This is a genomic window from Pseudoalteromonas shioyasakiensis, assembly GCA_013391845.1.
Lineage (GTDB): Bacteria > Pseudomonadota > Gammaproteobacteria > Enterobacterales > Alteromonadaceae > Pseudoalteromonas > Pseudoalteromonas apostichopi.
Window position 1 is genome coordinate 1,039,663 of sequence record CP058414.1, and the last position, 18,915, is coordinate 1,058,577.

Below are 18,915 nucleotides of genomic sequence, written 5' to 3' on the forward strand. Positions count from 1 at the left end.
GGAGCTAGGCTCTAGGAACTAGGTGCTAGGTTAGCACTTGTTTGGAGGTCAGGCTTTAGCGTTTTTTTATAACGCCATATGACGGCCTTAATAATTTAGCTTACAGCTCCTCCCATACAGCCAAGTTCCGATTTATGGTCTATTATTTCATTTTGCTGAGTAGTAATAATGTATTGGACTCGAGTTGCCCATGAAGCTTAACGACGCACAGATGTTTATTAACCCTGTTTATCGGTTAATAGAAATTACACCTATCCCCGTTACTGTTTCTTCGCCTAGCGGTAAACTTGAATATGCAAACCCGGCACTAAAACAATTATTAGGTTATGAAGGCGATGAAGTGTACGCAGATGATGTTGTTATAACTCATGCTGATGACAGGGAGTTAAATAAAACTATTCGTGCCAAGCTTAATCAGTTCCCTGAGCAGCCATTACAAATCGAAAAGCGTTACAAGCATAAGCTTGGGCATTCTATTTATTGCCAGCTGAACATTGTCGCAGAGGTAGATAATGACGGTAATGTCGTTCGTTATATTTCACAGATAATTGATTTAACAACGGTCAATAAAGAGGCGGCAGCAGATATTCTACTGACATATTTGGTTGATAAATCAAATGATGCCATGTTTATTGCAGACCCTCAGTTTGGTCAAATTCTTAACTGTAATCAATTAGCTTACAAGTGCTTAGGTTATGAAAAAGAAGAGCTACTAAAACTGACTGTGCCAGATATTAACCCAGACTATGATACGAATAGCAAATGGCTGGATAGGGTAGCGCGAATAAAAGCCCAAGAAACCACTATTTTTGAGTCGTGCTTAAAACATAAAGATGGTCATACTTTTCCAACTGAAGTGAGTGTTTGTTATATCGACCATCAAGGAAAAAGTTATCTTCTTGCGATTGTGCGTGACATTTCAGCTCGAAAAAATAAAGAACAGGCGTTGATTGAGCTTGCTAACCTTGACCCGCTTACCCAATTACCGAACCGTCGTTATCTAGAGCAATTATTGAATGATGTATTTAGTGAAAATGGTGATGTGGCTGAGGGAATGGGCTTTATTTATATCGATTTGGATGAGTTTAAACAAATCAACGATCAATATGGTCATGCAATAGGTGATGAAGTTTTAGTATGGGTTGCAAAGCAACTTCAAGCCGCCGTTAGAAGTACCGACTATGTAGTAAGAATGGGCGGCGATGAGTTTTTAGTGACTATATCAGGAGTAACTAATACGATGATTTTGAATCGCTTAGCGCATAAAATTGCGGCTCAGTTTACAAAACCATTTAGTTCTAAAGGTATATCAATTGAGGTTACAGCGAGTATAGGTGTGACAGCGCATTTTCTAGGAGATGGTGTGTACGCAGCGAATCAGTTAATTGAAGAAGCCGATGCGGCTATGTACCAAGCTAAAAAGCAACCTGGAACAACCATTATTCACTTTAGCTAATCGTTTTAAAGCCTTAAGTTACTTTGAAACTTGAAACTTGAAACTTGAAACTTGAAACTTGAAACTTGAAACTTGAAACTTTTCCCGTCTAAGCAGCCACTTCAACACAATTACGGCCGTTACTTTTCGCTTTATACAATGCTTTGTCGGCAACGGTGAGGGTTTCTTTCACGGTTGTTGAAGAGTGAGCTACGCTGTGTATACCAATACTCACGGTAAACTGCACGGTTTGCACTTCATCAATAGTGATGTAGGTTTCTTGCGCCTTTTGGCGAATTCGCTCGGCAACTAGCTTTGCATCAAGTAGGTTACAATTGAGTAGTAACACAAACTCTTCGCCGCCGTAACGGCAGGCTATATCAGCAAGGCCTTGTTCTGAGGTGAGTATGTTGGCAAATGCGATAATAACTTTATCGCCAACATCGTGGCCGTATGTGTCGTTAATGTTTTTGAAGTGGTCGAGATCAGCAATTAGGAGGGTAAACTCTTGCTGATTGGTTGCCATCGCGGCAATCAGTTCTTCACTTTTTCTGTCAAAGTAACGGCGATTATACAGGCCTGTCATAGGGTCTGTATCGACCAAGCGGTTGAGCTCAGTTTGCTGTGCTTTAATTTTTTCGAGGCTCTTAATTCGATAGGAAAGAATAAACGCCATCATTAACGCTTCGAGCAAAATACCTATGCCAACACCGTGGCTATTAATCACGTTTGCGTCGCTGATCCCTTTGTAATAAAGCACCGCCAGCATATTGAAAATAACGAACATAGAGTGGCCGAGCAAAAAGTATTTTGCCAGCGCGTTACCTTTGCGCCACAGCGAAATAGATACTCCAAATGTCACAGTCATCATTAATGCAGCCAAGCTGCTGGCAGGTTTTAATGCACCTACAATATCGAACAAGCTATAAACAAAGTCCGCAACGAGTAAGAACAAAATAATCGAAAGTGCAATATGCTCTTTAGGGTAGAGCTTTTTGGTTTCGAAAATAAGCATTACAAAGATCACTAAAAAGCTTGGCATACTTAGCAAGTTAGAATTGAGTTGTAATAGTTCGGCACTAAAAATACCGAAAAAGTTAGCGGCAACACCATAAGATAGCGCCACCCAAACTGTGCCAGAAATAAGGTAAAGGGCGTAAACGATGTTCTCGATTTTACGTGCCGATAAATACAAGAAAAAGTTATAAATCATCAGTGCTAACATCATCCCAACAAGTAGAGCAATATAATTACCATTCCCTACAAGAGCACGTTTTGAGTGCTCTTCATCAAAAATAGCGAGTGCAAACCATTGATGAGAAAAGGTCACGCTTTTTATGTAAATTGTTTTTTGCTGATTGGGTGCAATATAAAACGAAAATACGGCACTACCACCAAACATGTTGGTTTTAGGTCCTGCTTTATCAAGCTGAATGACCGATTGGTTTATCAGTTGCCCTGCTTGCGTTTCGTAAAAGCTCACTTCTTCTAAGTGATAGGCATCTGGGTTATGTACAAATAAGCGCAGGGTGTCGCTGTAGGTATTTTTTATAACTATTTTTGACCATGTTGTTTTGGCATTCGTGCCTAAAGTGAGCTTGTTTTGACTGTTTATAAAACTTTGCAGCTGAACTTGTGAAAGAGGCATAGTGCCAGAGCCATCAATAAAATAGCTCATATCAAATTGGGTGAGGTCAATGCTACGTTGGTTAATATTAACAATAGGGGAGTTATCGGCGCGGCTTTGATTAGCCAAAGTTAGGCATATTGAGTAGATAACAAAAAGCAGTATAAAGCGCGTAATCATCCCTGGTGCCTGTATCCAAATAAAAATAGTAATAAAGTTTTATTTTTAACGTAAACTGCTGGCTTGTCGAGTAAATTATTAACGAAAAATAAAAAAGCCGCTAACTTAGCGGCTTTGTTGGTTGCGAAAATATATTAACGTAGGTCGAAACGATCTAGCGTCATTACTTTAGTCCACGCTGCTACGAAATCATCAACGAACTTTTGTTTAGCATCGTCAGATGCATACACTTCAGCAATTGAACGAAGCTCTGAGTTGGAGCCAAAGATCAAGTCTACAGGTGTTGCTGTCCACTTAAGTTTGCCTGACTTACGGTCACGGCCTTCGTAAACACCTTCTTCAGAAGATTTAGACCACTTCGTTGACATATCGAGTAGGTTAACGAAGAAATCGTTACTTAATGTGCCTGGTTTTTTCGTGAATACACCGTGTTTAGTTTGGTCAGTATTCGCGTTAAGAGCACGCATACCACCTAGTAGTGCAGTCATTTCTGGTACTGATAAGCTTAATAAATCAGCACGTTCAACAAGCATTTCAGCCGGTGATTTCCATGCTGAGCTATAGTAGTTACGGAACGCATCTGCCGTTGGCTCAAGCACTTCGAATGATTCAACGTCAGTCATTTCTAATGATGCATCCATACGACCTGGCTTGAATGGTACTGCGATAGAGAAACCAGCGTCGCTTGCTGCTTTTTCGATTGCAGCCGCACCACCAAGAACAATCATATCTGCTAGTGAAATTTCTTTACCGCCAGATGCGTTTTTGTTGAACTTAGTTTGGATTTTCTCAAGTTTGCTAAGTACTTTAGCCACTTCTTTCGGGTTGTTTACCGGCCAATCTTTTTGCGGAGCAAAACGAATACGTGCACCGTTTGCACCACCACGCATATCTGTGTCGCGGTAGCTTGCTGCTGATGCCCAAGCAACACGCACTAGTTCAGATACAGATAAACCTGAATCTAAGATGCTAGCTTTAAGTGACGCGATATCTTTGCTGTCTACTAGTTTGTGATCAACCGCAGGGATGTAGTCTTGCCAAATTAATACTTCTTCTGGCACTAAGTCACCTAAGTAACGAGCTCGTGGGCCCATGTCACGGTGGTTTAGTTTGAACCATGCTTTAGCAAATGCGAGTTCGAACTCTTTCGGGTCGTTTAAGAAACGTTCTGAGATCTTACGGAACTCAGGGTCAGCTTTTAACGCGATATCGGTTGTGAACATGATAGGTGCATGACGCTTACCTTTGATGTGTGCATCTGGCACAAGATTAGATGCTTGACCCTTTTCAGGGATCCACTGAGTTGCCCCTGCTGGGCTCTTGGTTTTAACCCATTCAAAGCTGAACAAGTTTTGAAGGTAGTTAATTGACCAACGTGTTGGTGTCACAGTCCATGCACCTTCAAGACCTGAAGTGATGGTATCTTCTGAATGGCCTTTACCACATTTATTTTTCCAACCTAAGCCTTGTTCTTCGATACCTGCTGCTGCAGGTTCTTTGTCTAAACAGGTCGCTTTTTTGGCACCGTGAGCTTTACCAAAGCTGTGACCACCGGCGATTAGGGCAACGATTTCTTCATCGTTCATTGCCATGCGGCCGAAAGATAAACGAATATCTTCTGCTGCAAGAAGTGGATCAGGATTACCGTGTGGGCCTTCAGGGTTTACATAGATTAAGCCCATCTCAACTGCCGCTAGTGGACCTTTTAGTTTGCCTTTTTTGTCACGACGTTCGTCAGTTAACATTTTGCCTTCAGGGCCCCAGTATACGTAGTCTGGTTCCCAATCGTCTTCACGACCACCGGCATAACCGAAAGTTTTGAAGCCCATTGATTCAAGTGCAACGTTACCCGTTAGTGCCATTAAGTCAGCCCAAGAAATACTGCGGCCATATTTCTGCTTTATTGGCCAAAGTAAACGACGCGCTTTATCAAGGTTTGCGTTATCTGGCCAGCTGTTTAGTGGGTCGAAACGTTGTTGACCACCGCCAGCACCACCACGGCCATCGAATGTACGGTAAGTGCCTGATGCGTGCCACGCCATGCGGATGAAGAATGGACCGTAGTGACCGTAATCAGCAGGCCACCAGTCTTGAGAGTCAGTCAGTACCTTCTCAATGTCGGCTTTTACCGCATTTAGATCTAATTTTAAGAATTCTTTTTTGTAATTAAAGTATGGACCCATAGGATCAGACTCTGCGCCATGAGCACGAAGTTGGCTAAGGTCTAATTGCTCTGGCCACCAGAATTGGTTTGATTTTATTTCGTTCGTAGCTTGTACGCCTGTTGCCACCAACAGTGACACTGCAACAGCGACTTTAGAGAAAGCTGAAGTTGATTTTTTTAACATTGTGTTGTCTCCAGTTAGAAGTTGGGTGAAATATAGAGTTGTTCTGATTAACTTTCCACTTACAAACTGGGGTTTAAATCGATTGATAAAATCGATAAAATAGATGGTGTGATTGATTTTTTCGAACAAAGCCAGCAATAATGCTGGCTCTAGGGGAGGGGGACATTAAGCTGAAATTCAGCTTATTGTTTATTCTTCAATAAAAGGGACGCCGTTTTTGATCCACTTAGCAGCAGGTTTACCTTTTAAGTAATGATCAAAATATTCCATCATGCGCACCGAAAAATCCACTTGGTTAGGGAATTTCTTCAAGTGGTGTGGTTCACCTTCGTATTGTAAGAAGGTTGCATCTTTACCGGCACGGCGAAGAGCTAAGTAGTATTGAACCCCTTCGTGCCATGGCACTGCATCATCTTTGTCACCAAACATAATCAGAATTGGGGTATTCACTTTATCGGCAAAGAACACCGGTGAGTTTTCGATATATAGCTCTGGCGCTTCGAATAAAGTTTTGCCTATACGGCTTTGCCCTGTTTCGTATTGAAACTGACGGGCAAGACCTGATTTTAAGCGAATACCGCTGTAAGCACTGGTCATATTAGATACTGGCGCACCTGATACAACGGCCTTGAACATGTCTGTTTGAGTGATCATAAAGGCGCTTTGGTAGCCTGCCCAAGAGTGACCTTGTAAACCAATTTTATCTGGATCAGCAATGCCTAAATCAATTAACTTTTGAGTTGCGTTGATCATAGTTTGCGTTGATGATTTACCAGGATGACCAATCTCAAAACGGATATCAGGTAAGAAAATCGCATAGCCATTTGAGGTAAACATCGGGAAGTTAGGACGATGATTTAACTCCATTTTCGGGAAGTCATACATGCGTTGGCTCATATAGCGGTAGAAGTACACAACTACAGGAACCTTATCGCCTTTTTTATAGCCTGCAGGCTTAATTAATACGCCTTGTAAATCTTCACCATCAAACCCTTTGTAGCTAATAAGCTCAGGTTTTTCACCCCATGCAAAGTTGCTAATTTGCGGGTTTAGGTTAGTAACACGTTGTGGCTTTTTGAAGCTAAAATCAGTTTGGTAGTAATCAGGGAATTGCTGGTATGTTTGTGCAGTAAATAGGTATTTGTCGGCATTTTTAGCCTTTTTCACTACGTCATAGCGCTTTTTACCCGAAAGTACTTTGCTGACTTTATTGCTCGATAAGTCAAGTTTGGCAATCTCTGTTTGCTTATCTTGCACGTTGGTTGCGCTTAGCAATAATGTTTCATCTTTGGCAAAACCAACTTGGTCTTTATCAAGTTTAATAACACGATATTGGGTGTTAGTTTCTTTACCTTGAGTTAAGCGCGTTGCCTTTTGTGATGCGACATCAAAAGCCCAAATATCAAATTTGCTGTAAACCAATACTTGGCTGCTGTCGTTCAACCAGCCCGCAAAACCATAACCCGGCTGAGGTGATGGGTAGTCATGTTTATCATCAGCAAAAACAGCGTTAATTGCTTTAGATAAGGTCGAAACCTTGTTGCTACCTAAGTCTTTTAGCTGAACTTGGCTATCTTGGAAAAATGCTGCAAATTGACCATTTGGCGCAAGGCTTGGTCTAAATGGATAGTCGCTGACGATAGCTGTTTGTTTACCGGTTTTAACATCAACACTGAAGTAATCTGCATAAAAACCACCATACATAACGCGCTCTAAGTAAGGTCGGTCTGAATAGCCTAATAGTGCTTCGCGATTAGTGTTAAGCGAAACTTCAGGCATGTTTGGTGTGCTTAGCTGCACAACGTGCTGACCATTTATATGATACACAGCTTGGTAGTGACGAAGCTTATTCGCTTTGTTCCATTGCTGCTCTTCGCGAGGCTTAATTTCAGCGTCTTTATTGTGCCAAACGTTTAGGCCCTTCTGGTCGCGTATGGTATCGAAATCATATAAAGAGGCTTCATCTTTGTATTCTTTCAAGACAGATTTTGCGGCGAGTTTAGGGTGGTTTTCATAGTATAAACGAGCACCATCTTCAGACCATTTTAATGATGCTGTTTTGCCGATAGTCCAGCTGCTATCTGCTGAGTTAATGGTTGAAAGAGCCCCGTTTTGTAAAAGCTGTAAGCTGTGATCGCGACGTCGTGTATCATCATTAACATAATTACCAATTAATAGTGCTGCGGTATTGCTGTTTGGTTGCCATGCAATTTTATTTGCAACAACACCAGGCTCATCAATCAACACGTTAGTTGCAAAGTCATTATTAAGATCAACTAATACAACTTGGTTGTCGGCACCATCGCTGTAGCTTTGGCTTGCTAATAATTGCTCGCCTGTACTGCTAATCGCATAGCTAAATACATTATTTATAGTGTGAGTGGTTTTGTCTTGAAGATTAACAAGCACTAAATCAAAGCTTTTATCTTTTTTATCTGGCTTGATTTCGCTGCTGTTTTCGTCTTTTTCTTCGCCGTCTTTTTTATCTGCTTTTTCTGCTTTCTTATCTAGTCGATAGGCAAGCCATATACCATCATCCGATAACGCATAGTCTTTTACATCGTTAAAAGTCTGCTGCTCGCCATTTTTAGTATTTACTAAAACAAGGTTATTTTTCAGCTGGTCTTTTTTCTTGGTGGTTTCTTTTTCAAGTAGGGTAGGTACCTGAGTAAAAGCCACCCAGTTTGCCGCTTTATTAATAGTAGGGCGAGTACCGCGCTCAACGCTGGTAAGTAGGTGGTTATTGTTTAACGTATAAACCTGACCTTCAGCATTACCGCGATAAGGGTCTGCACTAAAGCTAAGAATTTGGCCGTCTTCAGAAAGTTGGGTGCCTTTTGCGTATTTAAAATCAAACACGTCTTTAAATTGCAGAGCCTCTTTCGCACTAACATGTGCACTACCAAGGCTTGTCACCAAGGCTAAGCTCAAAAGTGATAATTGCGCTTTCATTAGTCTTTCTCGTTGTTTTTAAAATTTACGCACCCAGTGTAGCGTTTTTAATAAACAATTCGAGTAGATACGATAAGTGGCGTGTTTGGGGAGGTGAGCTGATAGCTGTAAGCTTTAAGCTTTAAGCTATCAGCCATAAGCTAAAAAAAGTTGTCGGTAGGTTTTGTTAAAAGGGTAGCAGCGGGTTTATCCCGCGTAATTTTAATTTCACCGCTGCGCGATATGAGATCGCGCCTACGGCTAATTTCCTACAACCAAATCTTCTGTAGTTCTGGCCATTGTTTTTCAAATTGTGCACTTGGTTTTGCTTTAAAGTCGCTGCGCACGAATTGGTTCATCTTACCTTCAACATAGGCGAGTAAGAAATTGGCTAGGGTGCTTTCGTCTGATTGGAATGCTTTGCCTTCGCGAAGTTTGCGCTCGCGTAGCACTTGCTTGAATTGAGTTTCTAGCTTCTCGAATAAGCCTTGTACTCGTTCACGTAAACGCTCTTGTTCACCTTGTAAGGCATCACCGGTCAAAATACGGGTAATGCCTGGGTTTTTCTCTGCAAAGGCTAACAATAACAGCAAAATATTGTAGACTCGAGTTTGGCTTTCTTTCTCATTTTCTAAAATGAGATTAATGCGTGATAACAGAGTATCTTCAATAAACTCGATTAGGCCCTCAAACATCCGTGCTTTACTCGGGAAATGACGATATAACGCAGCTTCAGACACACCTACCTCCGCCGCTAGTTTTGCGGTTGTGATACGTTGACCTGGGCTGGTTTCTAACATTTGTGCGAGTGCTTGCAGAATCTGCTCTTTGCGATTACTTCTTTTTGTCGCAGGCATGACCATTCCTTTCTTATAATTTATTACTTGCGCTGTTGGGAGTCAGACAAGCCATTTTTTGTGCAAATGAGTGGCTTATGTTAATGTTTTATTCAGTTTCTTTCCAGCATTTTTACAAACGCTTGGCAAGCTCAGTCATTACGCTCATGGCCAAATCTTTTTTACTTCCCATTGCTAAATCTAGTTGCTCATTGTGCCAGAACAGTGTTAAAGCATTATGATCAGAATTAAAGCCAAGGCCTTCTTTTGATACGTCATTTGCGCAGATCATATCGAGGTTTTTATTCTTTAATTTACCTTGTGCGTAACTGGCAACATCTTGGGTTTCGGCAGCAAAACCAACTGTATAAGGACGGTTTTCGTTCAGCGCGGCGACGTTAGCTATGACATCTGGGTTTTTAACTAAGGTGAGGGTTAGTTCATCACCTTGCTTTTTCATTTTTTGCTCATGAATCGCTGCTGCACGGTAATCTGCCACCGCTGCACAGCCGATAAAGGCATCCGATTGCGCGGCTAGCTCCATCGAGGCGGTGAGTAATTGCTCAGCACTTTCTATATTAGTAAGCAGGGCATTAGCAGGTGCTTTAATTGTCACTGGGCCTGAAATCAGGTTTACCTTTGCACCTAACGCAAGTGCAGCTTCAGCAAGGGCATAACCCATTTTGCCAGAGCTGTGATTAGAAATATAACGAACTGGGTCGAGGGCTTCTCGGGTTGGTCCTGCTGTGATCGTGATGGTTTTGCCTGCAAGTAAAGGCTCAACCTCAGGTTGTGTACACAGCGCGACTAACTCATGAGGCTCTAACATACGTCCTGCGCCTACATCACCACAGGCTTGCTCACCTTTACCTGGGCCCCAAATAGCAACGCCACGTTCACTAAGTGTGGCAATATTTGCTTGTGTAGCTGGGTGGGCGTACATCTGTTGGTTCATGGCAGGTGCAACCGCGACTTTTGCAGGGGTGGCTAGTAGTAGGGTTGTCAGTAAGTCATCTGCAATACCCATCGCCATTTTCGCTAAAATATTGCTGGTTGCAGGGGCGACTAAAATAAGGTCTGCCCATTTGGCAAACTCAATATGACCCATTGCGGCTTCTGCTGCAGGGTCGAGTAATGAATCAGAAACAATCTCACCGCTTACCGCTTGCATAGTTAAAGGAGTAATAAAGTGTTTTGCTGAGTCGGTCATGACGACTTTTACTTCACAGCCTTTATCTTTTAAACGGCGAACAAGCTCTGCGCATTTATAGGCTGCAATACCACCACTCATACCTAGCAGGATTTTTTTATTTACTGATTTTGTCATTACGTGAAATTTAACCTTTGTCGATATGGGCTAACGATAGCAAATCTTTACCGATAGCATGAAGTTTTCTTTTTTCTTACAGGAAAAAACGCGATTTTATAGTACAGTTTATTAAATGGAATAGTTGTTTTAAGGATGAAGCAATGCCGTTAACCGATCTACCTTTATCAGCAAGGCCGCGGGAGAAGTTACTCGCCCAAGGCGCAAAAGCACTCTCAGACGCTGAGCTATTAGCGATATTTTTACGTACCGGCGTGCCGGGTATGAATGCCATTGAGTTGGCCGAGCACCTACTAGATATAAATAGCACCCTGCACAATTTATTTAATGCCACTGAACAAGAGTTTTGTTCACAAAGGGGGTTAGGAGCCGCTAAATATGTGCAGCTCCAAGCTGTGCTTGAGTTTAGCCGGCGCTATATGCTTGAGCAATGTAAACGCGAGGCACTATTTAATTCGCCACAGGCTGTGTATAACTATTTAACTATTCAGTTGCGTGGCTTACAGCAAGAAGTATTTATGGTGCTGTACTTGGACAGTCAAAACCAATTGATAAAAGACGAAGTGCTTTTTTATGGCACTATTAATGCGGCTTCCGTCTATCCTCGTGAAGTTGTTAAAGCTGCACTACGTAATAATGCGGCGGCACTGATTCTTGCCCATAACCATCCAAGTGGGGTAGCAGAGCCAAGTCAGGCCGATAAATTGATCACTACAAAATTACAACAAGCTTTAGCCTTAATAGATATAAATGTACAGGATCACATCATAGTGGGTGGTGAAAATTGTGTATCGTTTGCCGAAAGGGGATTAATTTAAGCGGAGCTAAGGCAGGAGTGTGTTAAAAATGAGCAGTTTAGGGCGATTTTAGAAATTAGTTTAATTTAAATGCAGTTTTTACTTTCCCTAAGGGCATTCGATCATTATAATTAGCCGCTATCAAATTTACACATGAGCTGATTGGATAAGATCTGTTACTTGATCTTTGCCTGTATAAGCTGTATAAAGAGCGCCCTTCGATTTATCCCGGGGCACAAATACTGGCCTAAGGGAAAATTAAGCTCGAGCGAAGTTATTGGAGATATATAGACATGTCTAAAGTATGTCAAGTTACAGGTAAGCGTCCAGCGGTTGGTAACCACCGTTCACACGCGAGAAACGCGACTAAACGTCGTTTCCTACCTAACCTACAAACTCACCGTTTTTGGGTTGAAAGTGAAAAACGTTTTGTAACACTACGCACTACTACTAAAGGTATGCGTATTATCGATAAAAAAGGCATCGACGCGGTTCTTACAGAAATCCGTGCTCGTGGCGAAAAAGTTTAAGGAACTGAATCATGCGCGATAAGATCCGTTTAGTTTCAACTGCTGGTACTGGTTTTTTCTACACTACCGACAAGAACAAGCGTAACATGCCTGAAAAAATGGAAATCAAAAAATACGATCCTAAAGCTCGTAAACACGTGATTTTCAAAGAAGCTAAAATCAAGTAATTTTAGTTTTCAGAATCTCAAAAACCCAGCCTCGGCTGGGTTTTTTGTTTTTCAGCTTAGATTTGCAGTTTAGAAAATAGCAATCAGCACAAGAATCTTATTTGCTCTGCTGTTTTATCTTGCTTAATTATCAATCTAAGCGTAAAATGCGCGCTCATTTCGGCTTATTAAATTTAATTCCTTGCCTTAAACCGACTGGCCGAAACGGTAGAAGGCTCTATTAACCGTAAGGAATATCCATGCGTCATTACGAAATCGTATTCATGGTTCACCCTGATCAGAGTGAGCAAGTACCTGGTATGATCGAACGTTATACTGGTTCTATCACTGAAGCTGGTGGTACTATCCACCGTCTTGAAGACTGGGGCCGTCGTCAATTGGCTTACCCAATCGACAAGCTTCACAAAGCTCATTATGTTCTTATGAACGTTGAAGCACCTACTGAAGTAATCAGCGAGCTAGAAACTACTTTCCGCTACAACGATGCAGTGCTTCGTAACTTAGTTATGCGTACTAAAGACGCTGTAACTGAAGCATCTCCTCTTGCGAAAGAAGAGAAGAAAGAAGCACCAGCTGCTTAATCGTTTTGAGTTCAAGCATGGCGCTTGCAGTTGAGACAAAAAGATGAGCCAACCGGTTAATCCTTATATGAATCAGCTGACATTATCTGGGGTTGTTTGTAAAACACCTAAATATAGTCAAAGCCCTGCTGGTATACCGCATTGTATTTTTGTTCTTGAACATAAATCGATGCAAGTTGAAGCAGACCTTAACCGTAATAGTTATGTCAGACTTCAAGTTGTTGCCAGCGGCACGCCAATGCAACAACAAACTCAACAATTGCACGTTGGGCAACAAGTGCAAGTGACGGGGTTTTTAAACCGTCACGAAGGACGAAACGGCTTAAGCCAGTTAGTCTTGCATGCTCAACATATAGAAAGAATTTTTTGAGGAATTTTACTCATGGCACGTTATTTCAGACGTCGTAAGTTCTGCCGCTTTAAAGCGGAAGGCGTACAACAAATCGATTATAAAGATCTAGCTACTCTTAGAAACTATGTTACAGAAAGTGGCAAAATCGTACCTAGCCGTATCACAGGTACTAGCGCTAAATACCAGCGTCAGCTAGCAACTGCTATCAAGCGTGCTCGCTACTTAGCCCTTCTTCCATACACTGACTTACATAAGTAAGCAGCGGATTAACAGTTTTTAAAAGGTGTAGAGACATGCAAGTTATTCTACTAGACAAGATCGCAAACCTAGGTGGCCTAGGTGACCAGGTTGTAGTTAAATCTGGCTTCGCACGTAACTTCCTTTTCCCACAAGGTAAGGCAGTTCCTGCAACTAAAGCTAACATCGAAACTTTCGAAGCACGTCGTGCTGATTTAGAAGCTAAGATCGCTGAAGATCTAGCTGCTGCTCAAGCTCGCGCTGACAAGTTAGAAGCATTAGCTGAAGTTACACTAGTTTCTAAAGCTGGTGACGAAGGCAAGTTATTCGGTTTCTATCGGTACTCGCGACATCGCTGAAGCTATTTCAGCTGTTGGCGTTGAAGTTGCTAAATCAGAAGTTCGTTTACCTCTAGGTACTATCCGTGAGACTGGCGAATTTGACGTAGCAATCGCAGTACACTCAGACGTATCGGCTACTATCAAAGTAATCGTTATCGCTGAAGCTTAATAGCAATATTAAGTAGAAAAAGCCGCGCTTTATGTGCGGCTTTTTTGTGCCTGAAATTTTTGTATAAACAACGTTATTCATTCGCCTAAACACTATTAATTTCAGCGTGTTGTACCTCCATTAATCATCAGTATAGATACTAATAGTATTAGTTTTTTATGTTTTAAACACACAAGTACTAACCCTATAATCTTACCTATTTTGCAAACTGACCTTCTTTTTTCTTAATTTTCTTAATCTTATTAGTATAATCGGATGAGTAAAAGTAAATTGGTTAAAATTGACACTGACAACGCTGTCATTTATATTGTGCTGGTTAAAAAGTAGTAAGGAGTTGAAGTTGAGAAGTTCATTATTACCATATGGAAAGGGTAAACAAACTGGCTTTACATTAGTAGAAATTCTTATTGTTATCGCTATTTTGGGCATTCTGTATAGCGTAGCACTGCCTGCTTACACTGAGCATATGCAACGTAGTCGCCGCGCAGATATTCAACAAGAGTTATTGCAATACAGTGCCAGTCTTGAGCGTATTTATTCACGAAATGGCGGCTACCCCAATGCATTTTCAACCCAAAATACTGATTACTACACCTTTACCTATACAGCAACTGACAAAGTATCAGGTGCTGTAAGCGACTTTAAAAATCGTGGCTACAGTTTAAAAGCCTCTCCTAAATCGGGTTCGGCGCAAGCAAGTGATCGCTGTGGTGACTTAACCATTAAACATGATGGTAGTTACAACGCTTCATTTAGTGATTGCTGGGAGTAACTAAGTTGCGTCGAATTGCAGGGTTTACCTTAATCGAGTTAATGGTTGTGCTAAGTGTTATTGGCATTATGGCAGCCCTTGCTTTTCCGTCATTTAGTCAACAGATCTTGCAAGATCGCGTTGTAACTACTGCAAATCAATTAAATAGTGTCTATAAGTTTGCACGCAGTGAAGCGGTAAAGCGTGACAAACCTATTAACCTAGTTGTTAGCAATAAGAACTGGCAAGTGACCCTCAATGAGGGCGGGGCAGACACGATTTTGAAAGAATTTTCGATCACTAAAAGCGGTGTTACTGTCAACTTGGTGGCACTGGCAATTAGCGCCAGTGGCGAAGTCGATAAACAAGCTGAAATTTTAGTTAAAGATGAGCACACAAATACCACAGATTACATAATGTGTGTGCTTAAAAGTGGTCAAAACTGGTTAGTTGAAAGTTCACAGCGAGGATGTGCATGAATAAGCAGGCAGGCTTTTCATTATTAGAGGTGATGATTTCAGTGGTGATTGCTGGAATCGCATTATTAGGGTTGGCTGCTGCGCAGCTAAAATCGCTGCAATATGCAACCAATAGCTTTAATTACACCGTGTCACTCATTCAAGGCCAAAATACTATTGAGCGTTTGTGGCCGCGCATTTGTGAAATTCAAAAAACTAATACCGCACTTTTTCAAGACGCGACTTTTAGAGCTTCGCTAGCACCACAAGTCAGTGATTATCAACTGACTATCCCAGCTAATTACAGTGATGATATGCAAATTAATGTCGCTTGGGTTGATAAGCGCATGACAGACAGTGCAAAAAATCAAATTAGTCTAAATGCCAGTTTCCCAGACTTAACGGCGGTATGCTCATGAATAAACGCGCTCAGGGCTTTACTTTAGTTGAACTTATGGTGGCATTGGCCGCAGGCGCTTTTTTACTAGCTGGAGTGAGTTTGTCTTACTCGGCGATTAAAAGCACTGTTGAAGTGAGTAAAGAACTCGAAAACGCCCAAGAGGTGATTCGCTATACCAGTAAAGTATTCAATCGTAGTATTAAGCAAACTCAGTTAGCTCCGATCATAAGTGCTGATAAAAGCACGATTACCATTACTCAGCCTAGTGGTGTTATTGCCTGTGATGGCTCTGCGACAACAGCGCAAGTGATTGAGGTCTATAGCTTAAATGGTAGTAATTTAATGTGTTCACTCGATGGCGCTGCTGCTGAGCGATTACTCACAGGTATCGAAACTTTATCATTTGATATCGCTGGTGAGCTTGTCACTGTAACTGTGAAGCCAAATGATTTACCTGCGCAATTTGGCAATGGCATCAATATTGATATTGCTCTAACAAATGTAATATTAGTTAAAGCATACGGAGCAGGTAGTGTATAAAAAGCAAGGTGGTTTTACTCTAATTACAGTTTTGATCTTGACCAGTATGGCCAGTATCGTGGTGCTTAGTTCGCTGCGCGAGAACGTCGTTCAAGAGCGCTTAAGTGGTAACTTTCAAAAGAAATTAAATAGTCGCTTATTGGCTGAAAAAGGTGTTTTTGAACAAGCTAAGTTATTACAACAAACCTTGGATGAGGAAGGTGTATTAGCGGTTGAAGACTTGATCAGTAAAACCAGTCATGCATCTGGTTCAGGTGTTATCGCTGATGATGCAATTTTTAATGCAAGTTTAAGTCAAAATGCTGCAGGTGAGCTAGAAATTGCAAGCCTAGGACAACGATTTGATGGCGATGCACAAAGTAACTTAGTTGCTCGTTTTGCAGTGCAAGGCGCGAAGGGAAGTTCGATTTTCACGAATGCTATGGTGGGTTGTAAAGGGGTTAACTTGTCTGGCAGTGGCAGTATCGACAGCTATGACTCTAGCAAAGGCACTTACGAAGAAACTAAGTCAAATGATGGCGATGTTTCAACGATTGCTGGCGATTCAGATGTGGTGCTATCGGGTCATTCACCGATAAAAGGCGATGTTAAAGCGACCGGGGTGATCTACTTAAATGGTTCATCACCGATTATTGGTAACATCCATTCAAATACCGGTGTTTATATTTCTCCAGGCAGCGGTTTACGTGTTGACGGTAATGTATATACCCGAGGTTATTATACGCATCGTGGCGGGACAGTTTCGGGGGTAGTGCGAGCGAATGGTGATGCAAAAATGCAGTGGTCAACATTCATCACGAATAGCCAAGCTGAAGCGTTAGATATTATGTATGGTGGCTCAGGCGATTTTAAAGATACCTACAATAATCAACAGGATGGTGTGCACTACAGTGATAGCAAGTTTAATGTAAACCCGAATGTTGAACCGATAACCGTTGCTGACCCAACTGCGCCAGATTATGACCCTACAAACCCAGATACGAGTTGTGATCCTTTGATATTGCCAGAGAAAATGGCAGACATCACGGATCAAGTGAGCAGTTATAGTTCTGTTGCTATAGGCCCTACGCAACAATTTAAGCTAAATACCGAAAAGGGTTATTACAGTAGTGGTGGTAGCCAAGTGATTTTACCAAGCCTTGCTGATATTTTCTTGTTTAACTCTAAAGCTCAGAACCAAGCCAATGGTAGTAATAGCAAAGAGTATATTTTTTCACTTGATAGACTCAAGATGACCAGTGACGGTAAAATGGAAGTGTCTGGTGGTGATGTTATTTTACTGATTGATGGTGACTTTTCGATGGAAGGGGACACCAGTCTAACAATAAAAAAAGATAGCAGCTTAACGGTGTTATTAACCGGAAAAGTAAATATTGGTGCAGGCGCAAAAGTAATTACTGAGCAAGAAGGGCTAACCACCAGTGGTCATCCTTCGTTATCATTCTACTCATCATTTAATGGTGTAAATGGTGTACAATTTAGCGGCGCTGCTAATTTATATGCGGCTATTTATGCGCCTTTGACTACGGTGAAATTGTCAGGTAGTGGTGAGTTGTTTGGTAGTGTACGTGGCTCAACAATTACCGCATCGGGGGGCAGTGGCGCTCACTATGATGCTGGTCTATTACAAGTACAAAATGGTGGTACACCAGCCTCTCCAGCACGCATCGTATTTTTAGGTTGGAGTTACAAAACTGCAGAAACAACTGAAGAATAAAGCGAAGCATCCCCTGCCGAATAACGCAAATCCCCAAATAAAATTGTGTAAGCTCAATTATTTGTAGCTTACACAAAAAATTTAATTTCATTTAAACCTTTTGAATCCCTCCTTACGTCTAATACACTAAATTCACAACAATAATCATAAAGGACAACATCCAGGATGTTGATAGATGCAGAACAAGCGTTCGCCCAGCAAAGTGAGCATGCCTTGATAGAGCGCGTAAAAAGCGGTGATCAAGCTGCTTATGCAACACTTTATGAGTTGCATGTGAAGCGGGTTTATAGTCTTTGTTTGCGATTGCTTGCAGATAAAGAGCACGCCGAAGATGCAACACAAGAAGTGTTTGTACAGTTGTGGCACAAAATCGCTAACTTTGATGGGCGCTCACAGTTTTCGACTTGGTTACATAGTGTTACCAGTAATATTGCGATTAGCTACATTCGCAAACATAAAAGCTGGTTTCAAAAAGTAGTGAGTTTTGAACAAAGCGGTATGGATGAGCAAAGTGCCGAAGATTGCGGCGGCTTTAACGGCCTCGACAAATTAGTACTGAGACTACCTGAGCGAGCACGTATGGTTTTTGTGCTTCATGCGATCGAAGGCTATCGCCATGAAGAGATAGCAAGCATGCTTGATATGGCTGTAGGTTCAAGTAAGTCGCAATTTCACCGTGCAAGGCAGTTATTAAAAGAGTGGTATGAAAATGAGTAAGCCAGAATTTGAACAATTTTTAAATGACTCGCTTAATCAAAAGCAAGATATTAGTCCAGAAAAAGACCTTTGGCCGGGGATTGAGCGAGCAATTGCAACAGGGCAAACACAGCAAGCTGATAAGCCAACGCATGGTTGGAATAAACTCGCTGCTGTTGCCGCTTGCTGTATTGCAGCCCTTTTGACTGTGCAGCTTTTTGTTGGCCAAGGCGAGTCAAACAGCATGATGGCAATGAGCGATTATTTTACTAAGCAAAAGCAAGGTTTGTTGGTGCAGTATCAAAATCAACCTGCGTTAACCGATAATTGGCAGCAACAACTAAAAGAGTTAGAAGAAGCCGAAAGTGCCATTAAGCAAGCACTAGAGAATGAACCTGAAAATCCAGCTTTATTACAAATGTTATCGCAGGTTTATCAGCAACAACTGGACTTAATTAACAAGGTGCATGCACCGAAGTGGCAAACGATTTAGGA

At 41.6% G+C, this 18,915-nt stretch carries 19 protein-coding genes and 1 pseudogene; 15 read left to right on the forward strand and 5 right to left on the reverse strand.

Annotated elements, in window-relative coordinates; translation table 11 throughout:
- Positions 1–190 precede the first annotated feature (190 nt).
- The gene (locus HYD28_04760) at positions 191–1,456 is read left to right on the forward strand and encodes a diguanylate cyclase (protein QLE08330.1); all 1,266 of its coding nucleotides are present in this window, start codon (positions 191–193) and stop codon (positions 1,454–1,456) included.
- A gap of 88 nt (positions 1,457–1,544) precedes the next feature.
- On the opposite strand, the gene HYD28_04765 is transcribed toward HYD28_04760, so the two are convergent.
- The 5 genes from HYD28_04765 to coaBC all read right to left on the reverse strand — a co-directional run bounded on the left by HYD28_04765 (position 1,545) and on the right by coaBC (position 10,684).
- On the reverse strand, positions 1,545–3,242 hold the full coding sequence (locus tag HYD28_04765; protein QLE08331.1) for a GGDEF domain-containing protein: 1,698 nt from the start codon (positions 3,240–3,242) through the stop codon (positions 1,545–1,547).
- A gap of 134 nt (positions 3,243–3,376) precedes the next feature.
- Positions 3,377–5,590: a catalase/peroxidase HPI gene (katG, locus tag HYD28_04770; GenBank protein ID QLE08332.1), complete on the reverse strand. Its 2,214-nt coding sequence runs from the start codon at positions 5,588–5,590 to the stop codon at positions 3,377–3,379.
- Positions 5,591–5,779: 189 nt separating this feature from the next.
- Positions 5,780–8,542 (reverse strand): S9 family peptidase, encoded by a 2,763-nt coding sequence (locus tag HYD28_04775; protein QLE08333.1) that lies wholly within the window; start codon positions 8,540–8,542, stop codon positions 5,780–5,782.
- 248 nt (positions 8,543–8,790) lie between these two features.
- Positions 8,791–9,378, reverse strand: coding sequence for a nucleoid occlusion factor SlmA (gene slmA, locus HYD28_04780; GenBank protein QLE08334.1), 588 nt, complete (start codon positions 9,376–9,378; stop codon positions 8,791–8,793).
- Positions 9,379–9,490: 112 nt separating this feature from the next.
- On the reverse strand, positions 9,491–10,684 hold the full coding sequence (gene coaBC, locus HYD28_04785; GenBank protein QLE08335.1) for a bifunctional phosphopantothenoylcysteine decarboxylase/phosphopantothenate--cysteine ligase CoaBC: 1,194 nt from the start codon (positions 10,682–10,684) through the stop codon (positions 9,491–9,493).
- A 143-nt stretch (positions 10,685–10,827) separates the two neighbouring features.
- Between coaBC and radC the strand changes: the two genes are divergently transcribed.
- The 14 genes and pseudogenes from radC (at position 10,828) to HYD28_04855 (ending at position 18,913) form a co-directional block, all read left to right on the forward strand.
- A complete protein-coding gene (gene radC, locus HYD28_04790; protein QLE08336.1) occupies positions 10,828–11,502 on the forward strand; it encodes a DNA repair protein RadC in 675 nt (224 codons plus the stop codon).
- Between the two features lie 272 nt (positions 11,503–11,774).
- Positions 11,775–12,011, forward strand: coding sequence for a 50S ribosomal protein L28 (gene rpmB / locus HYD28_04795; protein ID QLE08337.1), 237 nt, complete (start codon positions 11,775–11,777; stop codon positions 12,009–12,011).
- Between the two features lie 11 nt (positions 12,012–12,022).
- On the forward strand, positions 12,023–12,178 hold the full coding sequence (gene rpmG / locus HYD28_04800) for a 50S ribosomal protein L33 (GenBank protein ID QLE08338.1): 156 nt from the start codon (positions 12,023–12,025) through the stop codon (positions 12,176–12,178).
- A 239-nt stretch (positions 12,179–12,417) separates the two neighbouring features.
- Positions 12,418–12,759, forward strand: a complete 342-nt coding sequence (gene rpsF, locus HYD28_04805; GenBank protein QLE08339.1) for a 30S ribosomal protein S6 — start codon at positions 12,418–12,420, stop codon at positions 12,757–12,759.
- A gap of 67 nt (positions 12,760–12,826) precedes the next feature.
- Positions 12,827–13,129, forward strand: coding sequence for a primosomal replication protein N (gene priB / locus HYD28_04810; protein QLE10487.1), 303 nt, complete (start codon positions 12,827–12,829; stop codon positions 13,127–13,129).
- Positions 13,130–13,141: 12 nt separating this feature from the next.
- Entirely contained in the window at positions 13,142–13,369 is a 228-nt protein-coding gene (rpsR, locus tag HYD28_04815; protein ID QLE08340.1) for a 30S ribosomal protein S18, read from the forward strand.
- A gap of 35 nt (positions 13,370–13,404) precedes the next feature.
- A pseudogene (rplI, locus tag HYD28_04820) lies at positions 13,405–13,858 on the forward strand (50S ribosomal protein L9).
- A gap of 334 nt (positions 13,859–14,192) precedes the next feature.
- On the forward strand, positions 14,193–14,630 hold the full coding sequence (locus tag HYD28_04825) for a prepilin-type N-terminal cleavage/methylation domain-containing protein (protein ID QLE08341.1): 438 nt from the start codon (positions 14,193–14,195) through the stop codon (positions 14,628–14,630).
- Positions 14,631–14,635: 5 nt separating this feature from the next.
- Positions 14,636–15,088 carry a GspH/FimT family pseudopilin gene (locus HYD28_04830; GenBank protein ID QLE08342.1) on the forward strand — a complete coding sequence of 151 codons (453 nt, stop codon included), beginning with the start codon at positions 14,636–14,638 and terminating at the stop codon, positions 15,086–15,088.
- Positions 15,085–15,486 (forward strand): prepilin-type N-terminal cleavage/methylation domain-containing protein, encoded by a 402-nt coding sequence (locus tag HYD28_04835; protein ID QLE08343.1) that lies wholly within the window; start codon positions 15,085–15,087, stop codon positions 15,484–15,486. Before HYD28_04830 ends, HYD28_04835 begins: the two co-directional genes overlap by 4 nt.
- Positions 15,477–16,007: a prepilin-type N-terminal cleavage/methylation domain-containing protein gene (locus HYD28_04840; GenBank protein QLE08344.1), complete on the forward strand. Its 531-nt coding sequence runs from the start codon at positions 15,477–15,479 to the stop codon at positions 16,005–16,007. Before HYD28_04835 ends, HYD28_04840 begins: the two co-directional genes overlap by 10 nt.
- Before the next feature lie 46 nt (positions 16,008–16,053).
- On the forward strand, positions 16,054–17,724 hold the full coding sequence (locus tag HYD28_04845; protein QLE10488.1) for a polymer-forming cytoskeletal protein: 1,671 nt from the start codon (positions 16,054–16,056) through the stop codon (positions 17,722–17,724).
- A 165-nt stretch (positions 17,725–17,889) separates the two neighbouring features.
- Positions 17,890–18,441, forward strand: coding sequence for a sigma-70 family RNA polymerase sigma factor (locus HYD28_04850; protein QLE08345.1), 552 nt, complete (start codon positions 17,890–17,892; stop codon positions 18,439–18,441).
- On the forward strand, positions 18,428–18,913 hold the full coding sequence (locus tag HYD28_04855) for a hypothetical protein (protein QLE08346.1): 486 nt from the start codon (positions 18,428–18,430) through the stop codon (positions 18,911–18,913). The genes HYD28_04850 and HYD28_04855 overlap by 14 nt, the downstream gene beginning before the upstream one ends.
- The last annotated feature ends 2 nt before the right edge of the window (positions 18,914–18,915 follow it).